Origin of the sequence: Cupriavidus sp. UYPR2.512 (genome assembly GCF_000379565.1) — a bacterium.
Lineage (GTDB): Bacteria > Pseudomonadota > Gammaproteobacteria > Burkholderiales > Burkholderiaceae > Cupriavidus.
The window spans coordinates 1-23233 of record NZ_KB903160.1; the positions used below are offsets into that span (position 1 = coordinate 1).

General features: G+C 68.4%; 25 protein-coding genes. 15 read left to right on the forward strand and 10 right to left on the reverse strand.

The window, feature by feature from the left end:
- The 7 genes from A3A5_RS0127560 to A3A5_RS0127590 all read left to right on the forward strand — a co-directional run.
- On the forward strand, nucleotides 1–912 hold a 912-nt coding region (locus A3A5_RS0127560), incomplete at its 5' end, for a biotin/lipoyl-containing protein (protein WP_018313693.1).
- A gap of 116 nt (nucleotides 913–1028) precedes the next feature.
- Nucleotides 1029–1970, forward strand: coding sequence for a glyoxylate/hydroxypyruvate reductase A (locus A3A5_RS0127565; protein WP_018313694.1), 942 nt, complete (start codon nucleotides 1029–1031; stop codon nucleotides 1968–1970).
- 37 nt (nucleotides 1971–2007) lie between these two features.
- The gene (locus A3A5_RS0127570) at nucleotides 2008–2943 is read left to right on the forward strand and encodes a hydroxymethylglutaryl-CoA lyase (RefSeq protein WP_018313695.1); all 936 of its coding nucleotides are present in this window, start codon (nucleotides 2008–2010) and stop codon (nucleotides 2941–2943) included.
- Nucleotides 2944–2984: 41 nt separating this feature from the next.
- Nucleotides 2985–3485 (forward strand): YbaK/EbsC family protein, encoded by a 501-nt coding sequence (locus A3A5_RS0127575; protein ID WP_018313696.1) that lies wholly within the window; start codon nucleotides 2985–2987, stop codon nucleotides 3483–3485.
- Complete coding sequence (locus A3A5_RS0127580; protein WP_018313697.1) at nucleotides 3482–3910, forward strand: thioesterase family protein; 429 nt, start codon at nucleotides 3482–3484, stop codon at nucleotides 3908–3910. Before A3A5_RS0127575 ends, A3A5_RS0127580 begins: the two co-directional genes overlap by 4 nt.
- A 21-nt stretch (nucleotides 3911–3931) precedes the next feature.
- Nucleotides 3932–4204 (forward strand): DUF1289 domain-containing protein, encoded by a 273-nt coding sequence (locus A3A5_RS0127585; protein ID WP_085958731.1) that lies wholly within the window; start codon nucleotides 3932–3934, stop codon nucleotides 4202–4204.
- Nucleotides 4174–5130 carry an MBL fold metallo-hydrolase gene (locus tag A3A5_RS0127590; RefSeq protein ID WP_369797824.1) on the forward strand — a complete coding sequence of 319 codons (957 nt, stop codon included), beginning with the start codon at nucleotides 4174–4176 and terminating at the stop codon, nucleotides 5128–5130. The genes A3A5_RS0127585 and A3A5_RS0127590 overlap by 31 nt, the downstream gene beginning before the upstream one ends.
- A gap of 23 nt (nucleotides 5131–5153) precedes the next feature.
- On the opposite strand, the gene A3A5_RS0127595 is transcribed toward A3A5_RS0127590, so the two are convergent.
- From A3A5_RS0127595 to A3A5_RS0127620, 6 genes are all read right to left on the reverse strand, one after another.
- On the reverse strand, nucleotides 5154–7337 hold the full coding sequence (locus A3A5_RS0127595; protein WP_018313700.1) for a TonB-dependent receptor: 2184 nt from the start codon (nucleotides 7335–7337) through the stop codon (nucleotides 5154–5156).
- 160 nt (nucleotides 7338–7497) lie between these two features.
- Nucleotides 7498–7956: a hypothetical protein gene (locus A3A5_RS0127600; RefSeq protein WP_018313701.1), complete on the reverse strand. Its 459-nt coding sequence runs from the start codon at nucleotides 7954–7956 to the stop codon at nucleotides 7498–7500.
- Entirely contained in the window at nucleotides 7889–9175 is a 1287-nt protein-coding gene (locus A3A5_RS0127605; RefSeq protein ID WP_018313702.1) for a GTP-binding protein, read from the reverse strand. Before A3A5_RS0127605 ends, A3A5_RS0127600 begins: the two co-directional genes overlap by 68 nt.
- Nucleotides 9176–9439: 264 nt before the next feature.
- Nucleotides 9440–9859: an RNA polymerase-binding protein DksA gene (gene dksA, locus A3A5_RS0127610; protein ID WP_010813282.1), complete on the reverse strand. Its 420-nt coding sequence runs from the start codon at nucleotides 9857–9859 to the stop codon at nucleotides 9440–9442.
- A 612-nt stretch (nucleotides 9860–10471) separates the two neighbouring features.
- Entirely contained in the window at nucleotides 10472–11557 is a 1086-nt protein-coding gene (locus tag A3A5_RS0127615; RefSeq protein WP_018313703.1) for a GTP-binding protein, read from the reverse strand.
- A 30-nt stretch (nucleotides 11558–11587) separates the two neighbouring features.
- Nucleotides 11588–12124: a Fur family transcriptional regulator gene (locus A3A5_RS0127620; RefSeq protein WP_018313704.1), complete on the reverse strand. Its 537-nt coding sequence runs from the start codon at nucleotides 12122–12124 to the stop codon at nucleotides 11588–11590.
- A gap of 147 nt (nucleotides 12125–12271) precedes the next feature.
- Here A3A5_RS0127620 and A3A5_RS0127625 point away from each other — a divergent pair, with 147 nt between their 5' ends.
- The 5 genes from A3A5_RS0127625 (at nucleotide 12272) to A3A5_RS0127645 (ending at nucleotide 17205) form a co-directional block, all read left to right on the forward strand.
- Complete coding sequence (locus tag A3A5_RS0127625; protein WP_018313705.1) at nucleotides 12272–13171, forward strand: alpha/beta fold hydrolase; 900 nt, start codon at nucleotides 12272–12274, stop codon at nucleotides 13169–13171.
- A gap of 295 nt (nucleotides 13172–13466) precedes the next feature.
- Complete coding sequence (locus A3A5_RS0127630; protein WP_026201198.1) at nucleotides 13467–14453, forward strand: tripartite tricarboxylate transporter substrate-binding protein; 987 nt, start codon at nucleotides 13467–13469, stop codon at nucleotides 14451–14453.
- A 229-nt stretch (nucleotides 14454–14682) separates the two neighbouring features.
- Entirely contained in the window at nucleotides 14683–15219 is a 537-nt protein-coding gene (gene hslV, locus A3A5_RS0127635; RefSeq protein ID WP_018313707.1) for an ATP-dependent protease subunit HslV, read from the forward strand.
- Between the two features lie 64 nt (nucleotides 15220–15283).
- Nucleotides 15284–16615, forward strand: a complete 1332-nt coding sequence (gene hslU / locus A3A5_RS0127640) for an ATP-dependent protease ATPase subunit HslU (RefSeq protein ID WP_018313708.1) — start codon at nucleotides 15284–15286, stop codon at nucleotides 16613–16615.
- Nucleotides 16616–16911: 296 nt separating this feature from the next.
- A complete protein-coding gene (locus tag A3A5_RS0127645; RefSeq protein WP_018313709.1) occupies nucleotides 16912–17205 on the forward strand; it encodes a hypothetical protein in 294 nt (97 codons plus the stop codon).
- A gap of 74 nt (nucleotides 17206–17279) precedes the next feature.
- Here A3A5_RS0127645 and A3A5_RS0127650 read toward each other — a convergent pair whose 3' ends face one another.
- Both A3A5_RS0127650 and A3A5_RS0127655 read right to left on the reverse strand, forming a co-directional pair.
- The gene (locus tag A3A5_RS0127650; RefSeq protein WP_018313710.1) at nucleotides 17280–17891 is read right to left on the reverse strand and encodes a response regulator transcription factor; all 612 of its coding nucleotides are present in this window, start codon (nucleotides 17889–17891) and stop codon (nucleotides 17280–17282) included.
- Nucleotides 17888–19282 (reverse strand): ATP-binding protein, encoded by a 1395-nt coding sequence (locus A3A5_RS0127655; RefSeq protein WP_018313711.1) that lies wholly within the window; start codon nucleotides 19280–19282, stop codon nucleotides 17888–17890. Before A3A5_RS0127655 ends, A3A5_RS0127650 begins: the two co-directional genes overlap by 4 nt.
- A gap of 176 nt (nucleotides 19283–19458) precedes the next feature.
- Between A3A5_RS0127655 and A3A5_RS0127660 the strand changes: the two genes are divergently transcribed.
- The gene (locus A3A5_RS0127660) at nucleotides 19459–19947 is read left to right on the forward strand and encodes a copper chaperone PCu(A)C (RefSeq protein WP_018313712.1); all 489 of its coding nucleotides are present in this window, start codon (nucleotides 19459–19461) and stop codon (nucleotides 19945–19947) included.
- 191 nt (nucleotides 19948–20138) lie between these two features.
- Here A3A5_RS0127660 and A3A5_RS0127670 read toward each other — a convergent pair whose 3' ends face one another.
- A complete protein-coding gene (locus A3A5_RS0127670; protein WP_018313713.1) occupies nucleotides 20139–21074 on the reverse strand; it encodes a LysR family transcriptional regulator in 936 nt (311 codons plus the stop codon).
- Between the two features lie 93 nt (nucleotides 21075–21167).
- On the opposite strand from A3A5_RS0127670, the gene A3A5_RS0127675 reads away from it, so the two are divergent.
- Nucleotides 21168–21698, forward strand: a complete 531-nt coding sequence (locus A3A5_RS0127675) for a DMT family transporter (protein ID WP_026201200.1) — start codon at nucleotides 21168–21170, stop codon at nucleotides 21696–21698.
- Here the strand turns inward: A3A5_RS0127675 and A3A5_RS0127680 are convergent.
- The gene (locus tag A3A5_RS0127680) at nucleotides 21671–21901 is read right to left on the reverse strand and encodes a cysteine-rich CWC family protein (RefSeq protein WP_018313715.1); all 231 of its coding nucleotides are present in this window, start codon (nucleotides 21899–21901) and stop codon (nucleotides 21671–21673) included. The genes A3A5_RS0127675 and A3A5_RS0127680 overlap by 28 nt on opposite strands.
- A 355-nt stretch (nucleotides 21902–22256) precedes the next feature.
- On the opposite strand from A3A5_RS0127680, the gene argB reads away from it, so the two are divergent.
- Nucleotides 22257–23174, forward strand: a complete 918-nt coding sequence (argB, locus tag A3A5_RS0127685; RefSeq protein WP_010813296.1) for an acetylglutamate kinase — start codon at nucleotides 22257–22259, stop codon at nucleotides 23172–23174.
- Nucleotides 23175–23233 lie beyond the last annotated feature (59 nt).

The following is a 23233-nucleotide window of genomic DNA, read 5'->3' on the forward strand; positions in this document are numbered from 1 at the left end:
CACGGCCCGGCGGGTATCCGCATCGATGCCGGCGTGCGCGAGGGCGACACCATCAGCCCGTTCTACGACCCGATGATCGCCAAGCTGATCGTCTGGGGCAAGGACCGCGACGAGGCGCTNGCGCGCATGCGCCAGGCGCTGGCGGCCTACCACGTGGTGGGGCTGTCGACCAACGTGGCCTTCCTGCAGCGGCTGGTGTCGTCCCAGGCGTTCCGCACCGCCGATCTCGACACCGGCCTGATCGAGCGCAACGAGAAGGTCTTGTTCCCGCCGCCGGCGCCGGTCGGCATGGAAGTCATCGCGCTGGCCGTGGCGGCGCTGTTCGACCGCGAGGCCCGCGAACGCCGCATCGATGCAGCCGACCAGCATTCGCCGTGGACCCATGGCGGCGCATGGCGGCTGAACGGCGGCGTGTCGCGCGCGCTGCGCTTCGGCTATGGCGAGCAGGTGCTGGAGGTGACGCTGAACACCAACGAGCGCGGCAGCACGCTGATCTATGCGGACCAGGCCGCGCCTTTTGCCTGCACCTGCCACGCCGACGACATCCGCATCAACCTTGGCACGCGGCGCGCGCATGGGCAGGTGCATGCGGACGGTGAGACCTTTCACGTCTTTTATGCCGGGCGGCATGTGAGCCTGGCGTGGCTCGATCCGCTGGCCCATGCCGGTGAGGCCGAAAGCGAAGGCGGCAAGCTCACTGCGCCGATGCCCGGAAAGGTCATTGCCGTGATGGTCGAGGCTGGCAGCACCGTCACGCGCGGCACGCCGTTGCTGGTGATGGAAGCCATGAAGATGGAGCACACCATCAGCGCACCGGTGGATGGGGTGGTGAGTGAGGTGCTTTATGCGGTGGGAGAGCAGGTTGTGGAGGGGGCGCAGCTTTTGGCGTTTGAGGGGAAGTCAGGGACCTGATGCGCGACAGGGGTGGCCGGGGCACGGAGCCCGATCACCGTTGCCCCAGCCAACCCCACGCCCATTCCTCTGCCAAAATACGCCTTTAACCCCACCAGAATTCCCCTGGAGACAAAATGAAGTTGCAGTTGTACGTCCCCGACGGCCGCTACGACCCCTGGATCGCGGGCTTCACCGAGGCACTGCCCGAAGCGCAATGTGTGACGTGGGAGGACAGCCGTGGCGAACCGGCCGACTACGCCGTGGTCTGGCGCCCGCCGGTGGAGATGCTGCGTGGCCGTACCGACCTGAAGGCGGTGTTCAACCTCGGCGCCGGCGTCGACGGCATCCTGCGCCTGCGCGATGAAGCCCCTGACGCCTTGCCCGCCGGCGTACCGATCGTGCGGCTCGACGATGCCGGCATGGCCGCGCAGATGGCCGAGTATGTCACCCACGCCGTGCTGCGCTATTTCCGCAGGATGGACGCCTACGAGGCCCAGCAGCGCGCCGGCAACTGGAAGTTCCTCAAGCCGCATCGCCGCGCGGACTTCACCATCGGCGTGATGGGGGTGGGCACGCTCGGCACGCATATCGCCCGCACGCTGGCGGGCTTCGGCTTTCCGGTGCGTGGCTGGAGCCGCACCGCGCGCGCGATCGAAGGCGTGAGCGGATTCTATGGCGATGCCGGGCAGGCGCCGTTCCTGGATGGCCTGCGCGTGCTGGTCAATGTGCTGCCGCTGACGCCGCAGACCGAGGACATCCTCAACGCCGGGCTGTTCGCGCGGCTGGCGCAGGGCGCATACGTGATCAACGTCGCGCGCGGGCAGCATCTGGTTGAGGAAGACCTGCTTGCCGCGGTGCAGTCGGGGCAGGTCGCAGGTGCCACGCTGGATGTATACCGCACCGAGCCGTTGCCGGCGGAACACCCGTTCTGGCAGGAGTCGCGCATCACCCTTACGCCGCATATCTCTGCGCTGACGCTGCGCGAAGACAGCATCGCGCAGATCGCCGGCAAGATCCGCGCGCTGCGTGCGGGCCAGCCGATCGCGGGCGTGGTCGACGTGCAGCGGGGCTATTGAGCCCCCGACCAGGACGAACTAAATACAGGAGACAGCCATGACCATGACGAACTACGTGAAGCTTGTTGAAGTCGGCCCGCGCGACGGCCTGCAGAACGAGAAGGCGATGGTGCCGACCGAGGTCAAGGTCGCGCTGATCAACCAGCTGACCGATGCCGGCTTCGTCAATATCGAGGCCGCATCGTTCGTGTCGCCCAAGTGGGTGCCGCAGATGGCCGACGGTGCCGACGTGATGGCGCGCATCCTGCGCCGGCCCGGCACGCTGTATTCGGCGCTGACGCCGAACATGAAGGGGTTTGAAGGCGCGATCGAGGCCGGTGCCGACGAGGTGGTGATCTTCGGCGCCGCCAGCGAGGCGTTCTCGCAGAAAAACATCAACTGCTCGATCGCCGAGTCGATCGCGCGCTTTGCGCCGGTGGCCGCCGCAGCGAAGGAAAAGGGCGTACGCCTGCGCGGCAGCATCTCGTGCGCGCTGGGCTGCCCGTACCAGGGCGAGGTGCCGGTGCACGCGGTGGTCGACGTGGTGCGCCGCATGCGCGAACTGGGCTGCGACGAGATCGACATTGCCGACACCATCGGCGTGGGCACCCCCGTGCGCGTGCAGGAAGTGATGCGCGCCGCGGCGGCGGAGTTTGCGCTGGATCGCCTGTCGGGCCATTTCCACGATACCTACGGGCAGGCGCTGTCAAATATCCTGGCCAGCCTGGAAGTGGGCATCTCGATCTTCCATGCGTCGGTGGCGGGGCTGGGCGGCTGCCCGTACGCCAAGGGTGCTACCGGCAACGTGGCGACCGAGGACGTGCTGTACATGCTGCACGGCATGGGCATCCACACCGGCATCGACCTGGAAGCGGTGGTGCGCACCGGCGACTATATCTCGCAGGCAATCGGCCGCGCCAACAGCTCGCGCGTGGGCCGTGCCTTGCTGACCAAGTGGGCCGCCGCCAGCGATGCGGCGCCCGCCTGCGCGTAAGTGCGGATCAAGCGCGGGCCACAGGACAAGGAGAAGAACGCATGACGGCGAATGACGAAGCGCTGCCTGAGTCCGCGCAGCGCGTGGCGGAGCTGCTGGCCGAGCTTGGCCATGACCGGCCCGTGGTGATGCTGCCGGCCACCGGCAAGACCTCGGCCGAGGCCGCGGCCGGCCTGGGCTGCAGCGTCGCGGAGATCGCCAAGTCCATCATCTTCCGGCGCGTCGCCGACGATGCGCCGGTGCTGGTGATTGCCAGCGGCAGCAACCGCGTCGACGAGGCCAAGGTGGCCGCGCGCGTGGGCGCGCTGGGCAAGGCCGACGCGCGCTTCGTGCGCGAGAAGACCGGCTATGCCATCGGCGGCGTCTGCCCGATCGGCCATGCGGTGGCGCCAGTGATGCTGCTGGACCAGGACCTGTTCCGCCATGACAGCCTGTGGGCCGCGGCGGGGCATCCCCATGCGGTATTCAACCTGACGCCGCACCAGTTGCAGCAGATGACGGGCGCTGAAGTGGCCGACGTCGCGGCAGGCTCCGTGGCATGAGTCCCGACCTGCGCCCCGGCCTGACCTTCAGCTGGCAATACACGGTGCCGCCCAAGGCCACCGTGCCGCGACTGTACGACGATATCCCGGGCTGCCCCGAGATGCCCGACGTGCTGGCCACCGGCTATATGGTCGGCATCATGGAGTGTGCCTGCCTGCAGATGCTGCACGAGCACCTGGACTGGCCGCGCGAGCAGTCGCTCGGCACGCTGGTCAGCTTCTCGCACCTGGCGCCGACGCCGCCGGGCATGACGGTGACGGTCAAGGGAGAACTGGTGGCCGTGGACGGGCGCCGCCTGCGCTTCCAGCTGAGCGCCTGGGACGGCGAGGACAAGATCTCAGAGGGCGTGCATGAGCGCCACCTGATCGACACCGGCCGCTTCAACCAGAAAGTGGCGGCCAAGGCCGCGCGCGCGGCGGGCTGAGTGGCGAGCGAGCGCAGCACCATGGCCTCCACGCCCCCCACACCCATCACGCCTGCCTTGCTGGCCGCGGAACTGGCCGCGCAGGCCGAAACCGCGCGGCAAGCCTCGCCGGTGCCGTCGCCATGCCGCAACATCTGCCGCATGGACCCCGCCAGCGGCTATTGCGAGGGCTGCCTGCGCACCATCGAAGAGATTGCCGGCTGGTCGTGCGCCGGCGACGAAGACAAGCGCCGCATCTGGGCGCAACTGCCACAGCGCGCCGCGTGGCTGGCAGGCGAGGAGGCATCCCCTTGAGCGAACGCCCGCTCCCGCAGTTGCCGGCCACCATGCGCGTGTTCGAGCGCGGCTGGCTGTCGGCCAACAATATCCTGTTCATGGAGGGCGACGATACGGTGCTGGTCGATACCGGCTACGCCACCCACGCGCCGCAGACGGTGGCGCTGGTGGCGGCGGCCTTGCAGGGCCGGCCGCTCGCACGCGTGATCAATACCCATCTCCACTCCGACCACTGCGGCGGCAATGCCGCGCTGCAGGCACGCTGGCAGCCGCGCACCGCGATCCCCGCGGCAGAGGCTGCAGCCGTTGCCGCATGGGATACGGAAGCGCTCAGCTACGACGCCACCGGCCAGCAGTGCGACCGCTTCACTTTCGACAGCGTGCTGAGCGACGGCGACACGCTGCGCCTGGGTGGCATCGACTGGCAAGTCGTGGCCGCCCCCGGCCATGACCCGCACGCGGTGATGCTGTTCGCGCCGGCCGTGCGCATCCTGGTTTCCGGCGATGCGCTGTGGGAAAACGGCTTCGGCGTGATCTTCCCCGAGCTGGATGGCGAGAGCGGCTTTGCCGAGCAGGCGGCGGTGCTGGAACGCATCGCCCGGCTCGGCGCGCGGCTGGTGATCCCGGGCCATGGCCGGATGTTTACCGACGTGGCGGCGGCGGTCGACCGCGCGCAAGGGCGCCTGGCCTACCTGAGCGCCGACCCGGCGCGCAATGCCAGCCACGCGGTCAAGGTGCTGGTGAAGTTCAAGCTGCTGGAGCAGCAGCGCATGGCCCAGGACGCGCTGGTGGCATGGATGGAAGCGGCGCCGCTGATGGTGCGCATCCGCCAGCGGTTCATGCCGGGGCTGGAGATGGCCGAGATCTGCGCGCAGACGGTGCGCGCGCTGGCGGGGGTGAAGGCGCTGGCGTTGGAGGGGGAGTGGGTGGTGAATCGGGATTGATTCACCACGCCTGCCGGCACCGCTCAGAACGACGTCCTGAACCCCACCTTCACACTGCGCCCGGCCAGCGGCGCGATATCACGCAGGATCGACGCCGAGTTGCGCGCATCCTGATTGGTCAGGTTGTCGCCGCGCAGGTACACCAGCGTCTGCGTGCCCGACACCTTGAACTTGTAGGTCAGCGCCAGGCTCAGCAGCGTATAGGCATCGGTCGGCGTGTCGTTGGTTGGCACGCGGGTCTGCCTGGCGGCGTAGGTCACATCCACGCGCGCGCCCCACGGGCCCGCGCCATACACCAATGCGCCACCCAGGCGCAGCGGGGCCAGGCGCGGCAGCGGTTCGCCGGTATTGCGGTTCTCGCCGCGCACGTAGTCGGCGCGCGCCTCGAAATCCAGCGTGTCGCTGGTGGTCAGCATCTTCTGCAGCAGCCGCGTCTTGCCTTCTGCCTCGAAGCCGTAGAGCGTGGCCGGCACACCCAGGTACTGGAACTCCGGCAGCGCATCCGGGCTGCCGGTGGCGACCACGTCGCCCGCCTCGTCGCGCGCGCGGCCGGTGGCGCTCAGCGCCAGGTAGTTGGCAAAGCGGCTGTAGTAGCCTGACACGCCGGCGCTGTGCGCCCCGGACTTGAAGCGCACGCCCAGGTCGACAGACGTGGCCCGTTCCTTGTTGGCATTGGGGTCGCCCAGCTCCCAGCTGCCGGTGGCCACGTGGGGGCCGTTGGCATACAGCTCGTAGAAGGTCGGCGCGCGCTCGGTGTACGACAGGTTGCTGGTCAGCGACCACAGCGGGTTGACCTTGTAGAGCAGGCCGGCCGACGCGCTGGTGGCGTTGAAGCTGCGGTTGGCATCGGTAAAGCGGTCGTTGCCGTTGGCGCTGGCCTTGATGCTGCTGTGGTCCAGGCGCCCGCCCAGGTTCAGCTTGAGGTCGCCGGAAGCGGTCAGCGGCAGTTCCTCGAACACGAACAGCGCCGCGTTATCCGTATTGGTGCTGGGCACGAACGCCTCTTCACCCAGCGCCGAGAAGTCGGTATGGCCGAACTGCGTGCCGATCACGCCCGTCATGTTGCCGATCCTGGCGTGCCTGGCCTCGAAGCGCGCATCCCAGCCCCGGTTCTTGAAGATCGTGCCGGTCTCGCCACCCTCGATTTCCTTGTGCTCGTAGTCGGTGTAGCTGAACTTGCCCTTGACCGATTCGAGCCAGCCGGCGGTGCTGCCGGCCAGGTTGCGCGCCTCGCCTTCCAGCGCAAGGCGGTCCTGCCGCATCTTCAGCCGTACGTCGTCCTCGGCGGGCGTGCCGTACTCATTGCGGTAGGCGCTGTAGTTGGCGCCGACGAAGCCATCGGCCCAGGTGTAGGAGCCGCCCATCGCGCCGCCTTCCTGCTGCGCGCTGGTGTTGGGCAGGCGGCCATAGGCTTCGGTCTCGCCTTCGGGCAGCGGATTGGCGGCGCGCAGGCGGTCGCTGCGGGCGTAGCCGGGGATGCGCAGGTCGCTGGTCTTGCGCGCGAAGGCGTCGGCGTGGACGGCGAACTTGCCGTTGCCAGCCTCGATCAGCGCGCTGGCGTTGCGCGCCTGGTCGCCGCCAGCGGTGGCGCTGGCATCGACCGCGCCGCCGATGCCTTCGATCGGCTCCTTCGGAATCCGGTTGTCGATCACGTTGACCACGCCGCCGATGGCGTTGCCGCCGTACATCAGCGCCGCCGGGCCGCGCACGACCTCGATGCGCTCGGCCACGAGCGGGTCCACCGGCACTGCGTGGTCGTAGGACAGCGTAGAGGCGTCGACCGTGGTGCCGCCGTTCTGCAGCACCTTGATGCGGTCGCCGTCCAGGCCGCGGATCACCGGCCGGCTGGCATTGGGGCCGAAGTAGGTGGACGAAACCCCGGGCAGCTTGTCGAGCGTGTCGCCCAGCGTGCTGCCCTGGCGCACGGCCAGGGCGTCGCCGCCGAGCGTCGATACTGGCGCCACCATGTCGTTGAGGTCGCTGCCGAGCGGGTTGGCGGTGACGACGACCTCGCGCAGCGTGGCGCCGGCTGGGGCGGTGGTGGCCGTGGCCGGTGCGCTATCGGCGGCGGGTGCCGTGGCGGCCTGTGCCAGCGCGGCGGGCGCCATGAAGGCGGTGGCCATGGTGGTGGTGAGAGAAGCGGCAAGGGCCGCCAGCAGGGTCAGGCGCGGTGCGCTGGTTGGTACGGTGTAAAGATTCTTCGACATGGCGCGCGGAGCGAGGCAATGGCAATCGGCCCGGCTGGCACAGCAGCGGCCCGGCACGGCGCCGGCCACCCGCGATGGGCGTGGCCGCGCAGCCGGAATGGGCAGGCGTTCAGCTCGGAATTGGTCAGGCACGGGTGCGCGGCGCGGGCCGCGTCCCGGATCAGGCGAGGGCGATGGCCGGCGCCGGCGGCGCGCGCGATTGGAAGGGGTGGGCAGCGGGCAGGTCGGGCCAGCGCCAGGCCAGGTTGGCCGGCTTGACCGGTTTGCCAAAGGCAAGCTGCGGCAGCGGCAGCTTGCCGCACAGGGTGTCGGCAACCGTCGCGCCATCGAACAGCACGCACGAGTGGCCGCTGAATGTCTGCGCCAGCGGATGCGGCTCGGGGTCGTTGGCCGAGGCGGCGCCGGCCGTCGTCACGGAGGCCGACGGCGCGAGCAGGCCGCCATGCACGATGCGGTGGGTCAGCCCGGCGTGCTGCGCCAGCAGCAGGCATAACGCCAGCCACAGCGCGGACCAGAGGCCCGGGCCGTGCGCGCGCAGGCGGGCGAACCAGTCAGTGCGCATGCGGAGGGCCGGCGTGGTTGCCGTGGTGGTGGTCGGGATCGCCGCAGCCGCAATCATGGGCATCGCCATGGCCGTGGCCATGGTCATGATCGTGGTCGTCGTCGAAGTCGTCGACCCAGCCGGGGAAGGGATCCGCGTAGGCCGCCCAGGCTTGTGCGCCCGCGGCCATCTCGGCATCGGTCAGCAGGCAGGCGTCGAGCCGGGCCTGCAGCGCCGCATGGTCCAGGTCCAGGCCGGTGAGCACCAGTTCCTGGCGGCGGTCGCCGAAGGCTGCCGGGGTGCCGTCGACCTGCATGTCGGCTTCGACTTCGGCGCGTTCGGCGGTGTCGGCCGGCCATTCGGCCGGATCCAGCGCGGCCCACCAGGCGCCGGCGCCGCCGTGGCGGCAGACGCCGCCGGACTGGTTCCAGTCGCCCGCGGTATCCATGCGACTGGCCAGCCAGAACAAGCCCCTGGAGCGCAGCACGCTGCCGTGCTCGCGCAGCCATTCGGTATGGATCAGGTCGGCGAAGCGTTGCGGGTGGAACGGGCGGCGGCGGCGGTAGACCAGCGTGGAGACGCCGCTGGCGTCGGCAGCCGGCACCTCGCCGCGCAGCGCGGCAAGCCAGCCCGCGGCGTCCGCGGCGGCTTCGAAGTCGAAGCGGCCGGTGCCTTGCACGCGCTCGGGCGGCACCTTGCCGAAGCTGGCTTCGACAATGTCGGCACGCGGGTTCAGCGCCTGCAGCACGGCGTGCAGCCGTGCCAGTTCAGCGGCGCTGGCGAGGTCGGCCTTGTTCAGCACGATCACGTCGCAGCACTCGACCTGCGCCACCAGCACTTCGGCCACGGTCCGGTCATCGTCCGTGGCCTGCGCCAGCCCGCGGTCGGCCAGGAACGCGGCCTCGTTGAGGTCGCGCAGGAAGGTGGCGGCATCGAGCACCGTCACCAGGGTGTCGGGTTGTACCGCCGCGTCTGGCCCGGCGCCATGCTCGGCCTCGAACAGGAAGCCTTCGGCAATCGCGAGCGGCTCGTCTACGCCGTCGGCTTCCATCAGCAGCGCGTCAAAGCGGCCCCCGGCGGCAAGCCGGGCGGCTTCGCCGAGCATTGCGTCGCCCGCGGGCAGCACCGTGGCCTCGCAGCCGGGCGGCAGCGGCGCCAGCGCCTGCCCGTCCTGCGGCCCGCAGACCATCACGGCCATGCGCCGGCCCGCGCTGTGCGCAAGCAGGTGGTTCAGCAGCGTGGTCTTGCCGGCGCCGGGGAAGCCGGACAGCACAGTGACGGGCAGGCGATCAGCCATGGCAGGTGTGGTGGAAGTGACGACAGGAAGTGACGACGGACTGCGCAGCCCAGGCGCTGACCGCGTTATTGCAACAAGGTTGCGAATTTACCAGAAAGGCCGGTGCCGCAACAGCCGGACGATTCTCAATAGTAGGCCGTGGCGACGGCACGGCAAAGCAGTCGCGGCCTGTCGCGGCGCCGGCGGCGGCGCCAAAGCAAACGGCCCGGGTAACCGGGCCGTCACGCTACGCCTGCTGCACCGGCCGTACCGGTGCGCGGCGTATCAGTCGCCGAACAGCTTCTGGCGCAGTTCGCGGCGTTGCTGCGCTTCCAGCGACAGCGTGGCCGTGGGACGGGCCAGCAGGCGCGGCACGCCGATCGGCTCGCCGGTTTCCTCGCACCAGCCGTAGTCGCCGGACTCGATGCGCTGCAGCGACTGCTCCACCTTCTTCAGCAGCTTGCGCTCGCGGTCGCGCGTGCGCAGTTCCAGCGCATGCTCTTCCTCGATGGTGGCACGGTCGGCCGGATCCGGCACGATGACCGTTTCGCGCAGGTGTTCCGTGGTCTGGTCAGCGTTCTTCAGGATTTCGTCGCGCAGCTGCTCAAGACGGTGCTTGAAGAAGGCGAGCTGCGCTTCGTTCATGTAATCCTTGTCGCTCATCTTCAGGATTTCAGCTTCAGTCAGAAGTTTGTTGCTGCTCATGGTTGCTGCTGATTCTCTTGTTGATGCGGCCGGCGGCGTCTGGGTCCGCTCGGGTGCGCTGTCCGCGCGCTTGCGCGCCACGGCTGTTTCACTCTGGCTGGCTGCAGTCTTGCTGCTTCGCGGGCCTCCCTTCGTTGCGCCCGCTTCGGCGTTCGCCGTACTGCCGCGGGGAGCGGGCGCGGCCTTCACAGGCTGCGCCTTGAGCGTCTCTGCCGCGGCACTACCTGTCTTGCTGCGGCTTTCTTTCGTCTTCGTTGCGGCTGTCATGGGGACACCTCTCTCTCGCGTCAGTCAGTGACGGCGCGCGTCGGGGCACCCCAGGCGGAAAAAAGGCGGTCTCCGCACGAAGCACTGCGACCGCACCTGCCGGCGGCCTGCCTCATGCTGACGACAACCGCCGCCCTGCAAGTCCACCAGATCCGATGGACCAAATGCCGGCAGCGGGAAAAAGGTGCGCCACCGGTATCAAATCCGGCCTATTGTACTTGAACAAATTTCTCCGAGATACCGGGAAAACCGGCTGGCGCTTCGGTATTTCCCCGGTACCCCGAACGGGGGGCAGCCGCGCAGCGGTGTCTGGAGGGGGCGTCGCCGATGGGGCGACTGGTGCACTCAGGCCAGGCAGTTCTCCAGGCCCTTGAGGATGGCGTCGCGGGGCAGGTCCACGCCGATGAACACCATGCGCGTGCCCGGGGTCTCTTCATCCCACTTGGCGCCGATGTCGCTGCCCATCAGCTGGTGGACCCCCTGGAACACCACTTTGCGGTCCACACCGTCCATATATAGTACGCCCTTGTAGCGCAGCAGTTTTTCCCCGTACACGGCCAGGATGCCGGACAGGAATTCCTCCAGCTTGCCGTAGTGGAAGGGCTTGTCGCTGCGGAAGACGAACGACGCGATGCGGTCGGTATGGTGGTGGTGATGGTGATGGTCGTGCGCGTGGCCATGCCCGTGCGCATGGTCGTGCCCGTGATCATGGCCGCAGTCGTCGCCACAATGCTCGCCGTGCTCATGGTCATGATCGTGCTCATGGTCGCCGGCGCGCAGGAATTCCGGGTCGATCTCCAGCTTGGCGTTCAGGTTGAAGCCGCGCAGGTCGAAGATGGTGTCGATCGGCGCCTCGCCGAAGTTGACCAGGCGGATCGGCGCGCGCGGGTTCATGTGCAACAGGCGGTGGCGCAGTTCCGCCACGTCGGCCCCTGTCACCAGGTCGGACTTGGTGATGAAGATGGCGTCGGCAAAGCCAACCTGGCGCTGCGCCTCTTCCTGCTGGTCCAGCTGCAGGTGGGCGTGCTTGGCGTCGACCAGCGTGATCACCGCGTCGAGCAGGTAGCGCGAGGCAATTTCCTCGTCCATGAAGAAGGTCTGCGCCACCGGGCCCGGGTTGGCCACGCCGGTGGTCTCGATCACCACGCGGTCGAAGTCGATCTCGCCGGCGTCGCGTCGCGTCAGCAGTGTCGACAGCGCCTGCACCAGGTCGCCGCGGATGGTGCAGCAGATGCAGCCGTTGCTCATCTGCACGATCTGCTCGCGGCCGTCCTGCACCAGGATCTCGTTGTCGATGTTCTCTTCGCCGAACTCGTTCTCGATGACGGCAATCTTCATGCCGTGCTGCTCGTTCAGGATGCGCTTGAGCAGGGTGGTCTTGCCGCTGCCGAGAAAGCCGGTCAGGATCGTGACCGGGGTCAGTTTGGACATTGTTGTTCTCCGGGTATTAGAGATTGCCGTTCAGTGCGAAGCGCCGCCAGGCGAGGCGGGCGCACGCTTGCCGCACTCGGCGCAGATGCCGTTCACGGTCAGTTCGACATGTTCGATGGCAAAGCCGCTGGGCACGCGCGGCGCGGCCGGCTGCACCGGTGCGCTGGCATCGTCCAGGCAGAAGGTGCGGTCGCAGCGGGTGCAGTGGAAATGGCTGTGCTGGCGGTGCTCCTGCGCGCGCGCGGCCTCGTGCTCGACCAGGCTGAAGCGGAACACCCGGTCGTTGCCGGCACGCTTCTGCGCCACGCCCTGTTCCACCAGCCAGTCCAGCACGCGGTAGACGGTGACGCGGTCGATGGTCTCGCCCGGTTCGGCCAGGCGGTCGATCACGGCCTGGTGCGTCAGCGCCTCATCGCTGCCGATCAGGCAGGCCAGGATGCACAGCCGCGGCTGGGTCACGCGCGCGCCCAGCTGACGCAGGCGCTCGTGGGCGGCTTCCAGGGACGCAGGGGTGGGGAGCGCCGGTTCCGGCACAGCGGCCGGCCGGTCCGGACTGGGACGGGTCATGGGCGGATTTAACCATAGGCCCCCGGTTGATGCAATTCAGTTGCGTCAGCGGGCCGAATGGCGAAGCCGGCGCAGCCACGCCGACGGGGAGTTTTGCGCCTATGATCGGCACAGGACGACCCATAAGCCCCAGAGCGGAGACGACCCATGCTGAATGACGCCAGCGCGCTGCTGTTCCCGAACTTCGAGCCCTTCCGGCAGCGTGTCGGCGAGGTCGAAATCGCCGGCGTGCGGGGCGGTTCGGGGCCGCCGCTGCTGCTGTTGCACGGGCACCCGCAGAGCCACCTGATCTGGCACCGGGTGGCGCCGGTGCTGGCCGATCACTTCACGGTGTTCGCCACCGACCTGCGCGGCTACGGCAGCAGCTCGGCCCCGCCCGGCAATGCCGGCCACGAGCAATACAGCAAGCGCACCATGGCGCAGGACCAGGTGTCGCTGATGGCGGCATTGGGTTTCGAGCGCTTTGCGCTGTGCGGCCACGACCGCGGTGCCCGCGTCTCGCACCGGCTGTGCATGGACCATCCGGAGGCGGTCAGCCGCGCCATGCTGCTGGACATCGCGCCCACGCTGGCGATGTACGAGCGCACCAGCATGGCCTTTGCCGCCGCCTACTGGCACTGGTTCTTCCTGATCCAGCCGGCGCCGTTCCCCGAGACGCTGATCAACGCCGAGCCCGATTTCTACATCCAGAAGCTGATGGGCCTGCGCCACGCGGGCCTGACGCCTTTCGCCCCTGACGCCATGGCTGCCTACACCGCGGCGATGCGCGACCCGGCGCGCGTGCATGCCATGTGCGAGGACTACCGCGCCGCCGCCACCATCGACCTGGAGCACGACCGTGCCGACCGCGAGGCCGGGCGCCGGCTGGCGCTGCCGCTGCGCGTGCTGTGGGGCGAACACGGCGTGGTGGCGCGCTGTTTCGAGCCGCTGGCGCTGTGGCAGGAGGTGGCCACCGACATCAGCGGCCAGGCGCTGCCGTGCGGGCACTACATCCCGGAAGAGGCCGCCGAACCGCTGCTTGAGGAAATGCTCGGTTTCTTCCGTTAGGCCGCATCGGCTGTCACAAACGCACGCCTTTGCAGCCGATCTCTGCCATATCTTCCCCGTTTCCCGCCATATGCGGCTGATTGCAGGCGGGTTAGCCCCTATACCTGCATATTGTCTGGAGTTGCTAACATCAAGGCCCGCCCTTGCCGTTTACGGCAGGGCAGCCGAGCCAGCCGGCATGGTCCAAGAGCGCGGCCACAGCGACCGCGCCAGATGCGCCCCCCGCACAAGCAGGGGCCGGGCCGGCGGCAACGCATTGCAAGACGGGTATTAAAGGGAACCAGGAGAAGAGAGCATGAAACGAGTGGTAAAGATGGTCGCGGGAGCGCTGGCAGTCAGTGCGATGGGTGTGGCGACGGGCGCGTACGCCCAGGAATTCCCGGGCGGCAAGCCGGTGTCGGCAGTGGTGCCGTTCTCTGCGGGCGGCCCGACCGACAAGGTCTCGCGCGAACTGACCGCGATCATGTCCAAGCACCTGGGCACGACCATCGTGATCGAAAACCTGGGCGGCGCCGGCGGCACCATCGGCGCCAAGAAGGTGGCCCAGGCCAAGAACGACGGCCACACCGTGCTGATCCACCATATCGGCATGGCCACGGCCCCGGCGCTGTACCGCAACCTGGGCTTCGATCCGCTCAAGGACTTCGAGATGATCGGCGAAATCGCCGACGTGCCGATGATCCTGGTCGGCAACAAGCAGCTGCCGCCGAACACCTTCAAGGACCTGCTGCCGTACATCAGGGCCAACGCCGGCAAGCTGTCGCTGGCCAATGCCGGCATCGGCTCGGCCTCGCACCTGTGCGGCTTGCTGTTCCAGAGCGCGATCCAGACCGAGCTGACCACCGTGCCGTACAAGGGCGCCGCGCCGGCACTGACCGATATCCTGGGCGGCCAGGTCAACCTGCTGTGCGACCAGACCACCAATCTTGCCGGCCATCTCAAGGCCCACTCGGTCAAGCCGTACGCGGCCATGCAGGCACGCCGCGTGGAAGCGTTCAAGGATGTCCCGACCGCGGCCGAGCAGGGCCTGCCGGGCGTGGAAGTGAAGGTCTGGCACGCCATGTACGCGCCCAAGGGCACGCCCAAGCCGGTGATCGACAAGCTGTCGGCGGCGCTGCAGAAGGCCGTGGCCGACCCGGCCTTCCGCGCCAAGATGGCTGAGCTCGGTGCCGAGGCGGTGCCGGCCCAGCGCGCCACGCCGGATTCGCTGCGCAACTACCTGACCGCTGAAATCAACAAGTGGACGCCGGTGATCAAGAAGGCCGGCGTATATGCCGATTGATCAGGTAGCGTGATGCATAAGGCGCGCGGGCCCTGGCCTGCGCGTTGCTGGACAAGGGCCATGCGGCAGCGCATGGCCCTTTTTGCTTTCTGGCGGGACGTCCGGCAGCCTGCCGGCAGGCATCCTATATTGGGTCAGACCGGGCTGCGCTTTCCGGAGCACGCGACAGGCCTTGAAACCGGCCAGGGGCGTCGCCAACTACGGTCCTGACATATTCACGGAAGCCACCATGGAACAGTATCACGGCACTACCATCGTCAGCGTCCGCCGCGGCAATCAGGTCGCACTTGGCGGTGATGGTCAGGTCACGCTCGGCAATATCGTGATGAAGGGCACCGCGCGCAAGGTGCGCCGCATCTACAACGGCAAGGTCCTGGTCGGGTTTGCCGGCAGCACCGCCGACGCCTTCTCGCTGCTGGACCGCTTCGAGGCCAAGCTGGAAAAATACCAGGGCAACCTGACCCGCGCCGCGGTCGACCTGGCCAAGGACTGGCGTTCGGACCGCGCCCTGCGCCGGCTGGAAGCCATGCTGATCACCGCCGACCGCGACACCACGCTGGTCATCACCGGCAACGGCGACGTGCTGGACCCCGAAGGCGGCATCGCCGCGATCGGCTCGGGCGGCGCGTATGCGCAGTCGGCCGCCAAGGCGCTGATGGACAACACCGAACTGCCTCCGAAGGACGTGGTCGAGAAGGCGCTGACCATTGCCGGCGAGCTCTGCATCTACACCAACACCAACTTCGTCATCGAGACGCTGGAATAAGCGAAGGCCGGCCCCAGCCAGCCCTGCGGCCTGCCAGTCTGCCGCGCCCTACTGAACGGATACCATGTCGCACACCATGACCCCGTCGGAAATCGTTTCCGAACTCGACAAGCACATCATCGGCCAGAACAAGGCCAAGAAGGCCGTGGCGGTGGCGCTGCGCAACCGCTGGCGCCGCCAGCAGGTGGCCGAGCCCCTGCGCCAGGAAATCACGCCCAAGAACATCCTGATGATCGGCCCGACCGGCGTGGGCAAGACCGAGATCGCGCGCCGCCTCGCCAAGCTGGCCGACGCGCCCTTCATCAAGATCGAAGCCACCAAGTTCACCGAGGTGGGCTACGTCGGCCGCGACGTCGACACCATCGTGCGCGACCTGGCCGAGATGGCAATCAAGCAGACGCGCGAGTCCGAGATGAAGAAAGTGCGCACCAAGGCCGAGGACGCGGCCGAGGACCGCCTGCTCGACGTGCTGCTGCCGCCGCCGCGCGACATCGGCTTTTCGCAGCCGGAAGAAAAGGATTCCAACACGCGCCAGGTGTTCCGCAAGAAGCTGCGCGAAGGCTCGCTTGACGACAAGGAAATCGAGCTGGAACTCTCCGCCGGCATGCCGAGCATGGACATCATGGGCCCGCCGGGCATGGAAGACATGACCGAGCAGATCCGCACCATGTTTGCCGGGCTGGGCCAGGGCAAGAAGGCGCGCCGCAAGATGAAGGTCAAGGAGGCCTTCAAGCTGCTGATCGACGAAGAGGCCGCCAAGCTGGTCAATGACGAGGAGCTCAAGCACAAGGCCATCGCCAATGTCGAGCAGAACGGCATCGTGTTCCTGGACGAGATCGACAAGATCGCCAGCCGCAGCGAGATCGGCGGCGGCGAGGTGTCGCGCCAGGGCGTGCAGCGCGACCTGCTGCCGCTGGTGGAAGGCACCACGGTGAGCACCAAGTACGGCATGATCAAGACGGACCACATCCTGTTCATTGCCTCGGGTGCGTTCCACCTGTCCAAGCCGAGCGACCTGATTCCCGAGCTGCAGGGCCGCTTCCCGATCCGGGTCGAGCTGGATTCCCTGTCCGTGCAGGACTTCGAGGCCATCCTGACGCAGACCGATGCCAGCCTGACCAAGCAGTACCAGGCGCTGCTGAACACCGAAGAGGTCAGCCTGGTGTTCGCGCCGGACGGCATCCGCCGGCTGGCCGAGATCGCCTTCTCGGTCAACGAGAAGGTCGAGAACATCGGCGCGCGGCGCCTGTACACGGTGATGGAGCGGCTGCTGGAGGACCTGTCTTTCCACGCCACCAGGTCGTCGGGCGAGACTGTGACGATCGATGCGGCCTATGTTGACGAGCGCCTCGGCGACCTCGCCGGCAATGAGGACCTGTCGCGCTACGTGCTGTAAATCAGCGCGGCCACGATGCCAGGGCGCACTACGGTGCGCCCGTTTTTTTGCATGACGTCTTGTACGACGCGGCGGCCGGCGCTGACCCGGCCTGGCGATCACATGCACGCTGCGTGCAGGAATCGGATTTCAATGTCCATGCGTTTCCACCTGCCACACCCCGGTAACCATCGTAAGCATTGGTAAGCCCGCTGGCGCGCCAATGCCGGCCGATGCGACCCTTGCGCACCTTGACGGTCGATTGACCGGTGCGGGAGCCACCGCATCCCCATCAACTCACTGGCAGGAGAAATCAGATGGTCAACTACAAGACCCGCCGGGTGGTGCTCGCCACGGGTGGCCTGCTGGCCGCACTGGCCGCGGCGACCGCGTTCCTGTGTGTGCGTCCGGCGATTCCGGCTGCCGAAGCGGCGCAATCGGGCACGATCGGTGCGGCCCCTGCCGCGGCGGCGGCGCTGGCGCTGGACTCAGGCGCGCTGTTCACGCTGGCGGACCGCCATGCCGGCGACGCCATGCGCATTGCACAACGCAGCACGCCACAGGACAGTGCCGACGGCCTGGACTGGGACTATGTCCAGCTGCGCCTGTAACCCGGATGGCGCTTGCCATCGGGCATATAAAAGGCCGCGCCTGGGCGCGGCCTTTTAGCTTGTTGCCGTGGCAATTACCGCGACACCGGCCGCTTGCCCAGCTTGCGCTGCAAAGTGCGCCGGTGCATGTTCAGCGCCCGTGCCGTGGCGGAGATATTGCCGTCATGCTCGGCCAGCACGCGCTGGATATGCTCCCACTCAAGCCGCGCCACCGACAGCGGCACCGGTTCTTCCAGCGCGGCCTGCGCCGCATCTTCGGACACGCCCGCCATCAGCGCGGTCAGGATCGAATCGACATTGGCCGGCTTGGCCAGGTATTCGTCCGCGCCTTGCTTGACCGCCGCCACCGCGGTGGCGATGCTGGCGTAGCCGGTCAGGATCAGGATGCGTGCGTCCGGCAATGCCTGGCGCAGCGGCGACACCAGCTGCAGCCCCGATTCGGCGGGCACGGTGCTGCCGGCATCCGGCGGCGGCTCCAGGTGCAGGTCCAGCGTGACATAGGCAAACTCGATGCGTGATGCAAGCGCCAGTGCGGTGCGGCTGTCGTGCGCCACCTGCACGGCATAGCCGCGTCGCGTGAGCGCGCGTGCCAGGGTGCCGGCAAAGACTTCGTCGTCGTCAATGACCAGGAAGGGCGTGCCAGCCGGTGCGGTGGCTTCGGGTACCGGGGTGAGGGTGTCGGTCATGGAATTCGTGGTGCCGTGGCGGCGGTGGCAGCGGGTGCGGAAAGGGTGGAGAGCGCGGGCAGGCGCAGTTCGGCAACGGTGCCGCCGCCGGCGCGGTCATGCCAGGCCAGCTCGCCGCCCATCTGCCGGGCGGCGCTTTGCGCCAGGTACAGGCCGATGCCCTGGCCGCCGTGCTGGCTGGCCACCGGGGTTTCGCCCAGTTGGCCGCGCAGCATCTCGGGAATGCCGTCGCCGTGGTCGGCGATGCGGAACGACAGCCACGGCGCGGTATTGCCGGGCGCCATGGCGATCTGCAGCTGGAGCGGCTCCTGGCTGCGGCTCGCGGCTTGCTGGCTGCGCGCGGCGTTGTCCAGCAGGATGGTCAGGATCTGGCCCACGCGCGCGGTTTCCACCGCCTGCGCGCCGGCGCCCGGCGTGGCACTGGCCTGCAGGCTGGCGTTGGGGTGGCGCAGCTGCCAGCGCTCGGCAAAGGCCGGCAGCCAGCCGTCGATGCGCTGCGGCGCCAGCGTGGCCGGGTCTTCGCGCAGGCGCGCGAGCGTTGTGCGGCACAGCGCCAGCTGCTGTTCCATGGTCTGCAGGTCGGGCAGGTAACCGTTGATGGCGGAGGTGCCGCGGCCCGCGTCAGAGGCATCGGCACGCAGCTCGCCGGCGATGACCGCCAGCGTGGCCAGCGGCGTGCCGATCTCATGCGCGACCGCGGCGGCCTGGCCGTTCAGGTCTTCCACGCGCGCCTCGCGCAGCAACTGCTCGCGCGCCAGGTTCAGCTGCGCCTCGCGCTGGCGCAGCACGCCGGACAGGCGCGCCACGAACAGCGCGATCATCACCGCGCTGGCGACGAAGTTCAGCCACATGCCGGCCAGGTGGTAGTTCACCGCGTTGTCCGGGTTGTGCAGGTCCAGCGGCACATATTCGAACAGCAGCAGCGTGTAGCAGGCGAGCGCGTACAGCGCCAGCGCGATCACCTGGCGCCACGGCAGGATGGCGGCAGCAATGGCCAGCCCCGGCAGGTAGAACGAGACAAAGGGGTTGGTCGCGCCGCCGGTGTAGAACAGGATCGCCGACAGCGCGGTCAGGTCCACCAGCAGCTGGCCCATCAGTTCGGCCTCGCCGGGGGCGCTGTTGCGCCGCGTGTGCTGGCGCAGGCGCAGGCCTGTCAGCAGGTTGAACAGCGCCTGCAGGCCGAACACCACCAGCAGCGGCCCGTAGGGCAGGCGGATGCCGGCGATGGGCTCGCAGCTCAGCACGGTCAGCGCCTGTCCCGCCAGCAATGCCCAGCGCAGCCAGAACAGCCGGCGCAGCGTCACCTGGCCGTGGCGGGCGGAGGAGCCCGCCGGCAGTGGCGACAGGAAGGGGAGGTCGGGCAAGCGGGTCACGGCTGCGGCGGTGGTCATGGCGCGAGTGTATCAATGCGGCCGCGGGGCACCGGTGCGTGCGACACCTTGCCGCATTGGCGCCGCGCCGGGCGGGGTGCCAGACTAGCCGGCTGTGCGCCGCAAGGCGTGGCTGCCTGGGGCATGCACGGGCGGGCATCGCCATGGTCTAATGTCTGCTTTCAGGAGAGCCTTTCATGCAAGCCAAATTCCGCTCGGCCACGCTGGCCGCATCGGTTGCCCTCGCAGCCGCGCTGGCGTCCGGCGCCGCGCTGGCCCAGGTCGATGTCAGCAACGCCTGGGTGCGCGGCACGGTGCCGACCCAGACTGCCTCCGGCGCTTTCATGGTGCTGCACGCGCACGACAACGCGAAGCTGGTCGGCGTGTCGTCGCCGGTGGCCGCGGCCGAGCTGCACGAGATGAAGATGGAAGGCAACGTGATGCGCATGCGCCAGGTCAACTCGCTGGACCTGCCCGGGATGCAGAACGTGGAACTGAAGCCGGGCGGCTACCACGTGATGCTGATGGGCCTGAAGTCGCAGCTCAAGGCAGGCGACACCGTGCCCATCACGCTGAAGATCGAGCAGGGCGGCAAGGTGATCGAGCAGAAGGTCACGGCCGAAGTGCGCGACATGGTGCCCGCTGCCGCCGGGGCGAGCGCCGGCCACGGCGAGCACAAGCACTGAGCGCCTGACGGGCCCGGCCTCATCCATCCAGCCATCATGGCCAACAAGCAGCACGGCACCCGGCAGAAGCTGGTCTTTCGCGGGGACACGCGGCCCGCCAGGCCAGCCACCGGCGCCACCCGGCGCCGTGATACCAGGCCGCAGCCGCCTGCGCCGGCTGGCGGCAAGCCCGCCCAGCCCGCAACGCGCCGTCAGCCGCGCAAGCTGATCGGCTCTTCCGATTCCTGACTGGCCGCCGCGGCCAGCACGCGCTCGCGCAACCAGGCGTGGGCGGGATCGGCTTCGGTGCGCTCATGCCAGATCATGCTGAAGGTGAAGTCGTCCAGTGCAAACGGCGGCGCGAACACGGCGTAGCGCGGGTCCTCCTCCAGCGCGGCCAGGCTGCGCCGCGCCGTGGTCAGCACCAGGTTGGTCCCGGCGATCAGCGCCGGCGCCACGCTCCAGTGCGGCACTACGCAGGCGATCTTGCGCCGTCCCCCCAGCTTGGCCACCGCGGTGTCGATCGCGTCCATGCGTTCGCTGTGCGTGGCCACCAACACGTGCGAGCGCGCCAGGTAGGCCACCTGGTCGAGCCGGCCGGTATCGCGCACGGTGGCGGCATCCACCGCGCAGGCATAGCTCTCGCGGAACAACTCCGCGGATTTCACGCCTTCCGGCTGCTGGGTGAACACGCCCAGCGCCATGTCGATTTCGCCATCTGCCACCTGGGCGGTCATGCCTTCGCGGCTGGCCTGCGACACCACCAGGTCGATATTGGGCGCGGCCTTGCGCACCGCGCGCAGCAGCCGCGGCAGCACCACCAGCGCGCCGTAGTCGGACATTGCCAGCCGGAAGCTGCGCCGTGCGGTGGCCGGCTGGAAGCCGCTGGGCCCAAGCAGGATGCGCACCTGCGCCAGCGCCTCGGCCAGCGGGCCGGACAGCTCATGGGCGCGCGCGCTCAGCACCAGGCCGCCCTTGCCGCGCACCAGGATGGGATCGTCGAGCAGCTGCCGCAGCCGCCCGAGCGCGTGGCTGACCGCCGGCTGGCTCAGGTGCAGCCGCAGCGCGGCGCGGGAGATATGGCGCTCGGCCAGCAGTGCTTCGAGCACCACCAGCAGGTTGAGGTCGATTCCGCGTAGGCTATTCATTCGGCGAATAATAAACGTATGAAAGCAGAATTGGAAATTCGCATTGCGATATTTCAAACTGCTGGCATCGCATCTTGCCCTATGGAGCGCGTCATGTCAGGCACCCAGTTGCCGTTTTCCATCCCGGTTTCACTCTGGTTGCCGCTTGGTACGGCCGTGTTGGCCGGCGCAGCGATCCCCTTCCAGGCAGGCGCCAATGCCACCCTCGGGCGCACGCTTGGGCATCCGCTGTCGGCCACGCTGGTGTCGCTGCTGGTCAGCCTGGCGGCGCTGCTGCCCGTGCTGTGGCTGATGCGCGTGCCGCTGCCGGCGCCGTCGGCACTGGCGCGCGCGCCGGGCTGGCTCTGGATCGGCGGGGTGCTGGGGGTGTTCTATATTTCGGCCGCGCTGATGATGGCGCCCAGGCTGGGCGCCGCCGGCTTTATCGCCGCGGTGGTGGCAGGCCAGGTGCTGGCGGCGCTGCTGGTGGACCAGTACGGGCTGGCCGGCTTTGCGGTGCGCGCGCTGACGCCGGCGCGGCTGGCGGGCGCGGCGCTGATCGTGGCGGGGATGCTGGTGATGCAGTGGGGCAGCGCCGCAGGGCCTGGGCCGGCGCCTCAGCCAGCGGCGGCATCAGGTTCCTGAGCCGCTTGCCGGCGCGCTGCCAGGCAGGCCGGACACAGGCAGTGCTGGCCCGGGACGATGCGCCGCGCCGGCAGCAGCGGCTGGCTGGCGCACCAGCACTCGGGCAGCCCCGCAACGTAGCCGCAGACAAAGCCGGCGCCGCAGTGGCTGCAATGTTCGACCGGGCGCAGCTGGCCGGTCAGCACGGCCGAAGCGTCGCTCATGGCTGGCTTCCCGGCGCAGGCGGGAAGTTGGGGATCCGGGCAGGCAAATGGTGGCTGGCGGCGGGCATGATGGTCAAGACTGGGGAACGCTGTGCCGCGGCGCAAGCCAAACGGCTGAGGCGGCGGCACGTTGTTGCGTGGACGGAACGCGTTGGTGCCCCGTGGGGCGCTTGCAGGCCGCTTGCAGGCAATTCGCGCGACCACGTGCGGCCGGTTGACTCGCGCCCCGCGCGGTTTCTTGTAAAATCGGCGCCTGCCATGGCCGGATGGCGCACTTTCGGGCGATCCCCGTCGGTTATCCCTGGCTACGTGGCCGATTAGCCATCATACCTGTTGATTCTCACGGATGTCCCCCATGAACGCCGACAACCCCGGGCCTGCCGCAACCACGGTGGCCGCCATTGCTCCCGCGCTGAAAGCCGAGATCCTCGCCGAGGCCCTGCCGTATATCCGCAAGTTCCACGGCAAGACCATCGTGGTCAAGTACGGCGGCAATGCCATGACCGAAGAGAAGCTCAAGCACGGCTTCGCGCGCGACGTGATCCTGCTGAAGCTGGTCGGCATGAACCCGGTGGTGGTGCACGGCGGCGGTCCGCAGATCGATGAGGCACTGAAGAAGGTCGGCAAGGTCGGCACCTTCGTGCAGGGCATGCGCGTCACCGACGAAGAAACCATGGAAGTGGTCGAGTGGGTGCTGGGCGGTGAAGTCCAGCAGGACATCGTGATGCTGATCAACCAGTATGGCGGCCAGGCGGTGGGCCTGACCGGCAAGGACGGCGGCCTGATCCGCGCCAAGCGCCTGCAGATGCCCGACCGCGAGAACCCGGGCGCCTTCATCGATATCGGCTATGTGGGCGACATCGAGGCGATCAACCCCGCGGTGGTCAAGGCGCTGCAGGACGACGCCTTTATCCCGGTGATCTCGCCGATCGGCTTCTCCGACGACGGCCAGGCCTACAACATCAACGCCGACGTGGTTGCCGGCAAGATGGCCGAGATCCTGAAGGCCGAGAAGCTGGTGATGATGACCAACATCCCGGGCGTGATGGACAAGAAGGGCAACCTGCTGACCGACCTGTCCGCACGCGAGATCGAAGAGCTGTTCGCCGACGGCACGATCTCGGGCGGCATGCTGCCGAAGATCTCGTCGGCGCTGGATGCGGCCAAGAGCGGCGTGCATTCGGTGCACATCATCGACGGCCGCATCGAGCATTCGCTGCTGCTGGAAATCCTGACCGAGCAGGCCTTCGGCACCATGATCCGCTCGCACTGAGCGGACCCTCGGGGCGGTGACGGCAGCGGCCGGCCGCCCCGAACATCCCATCACCCTCC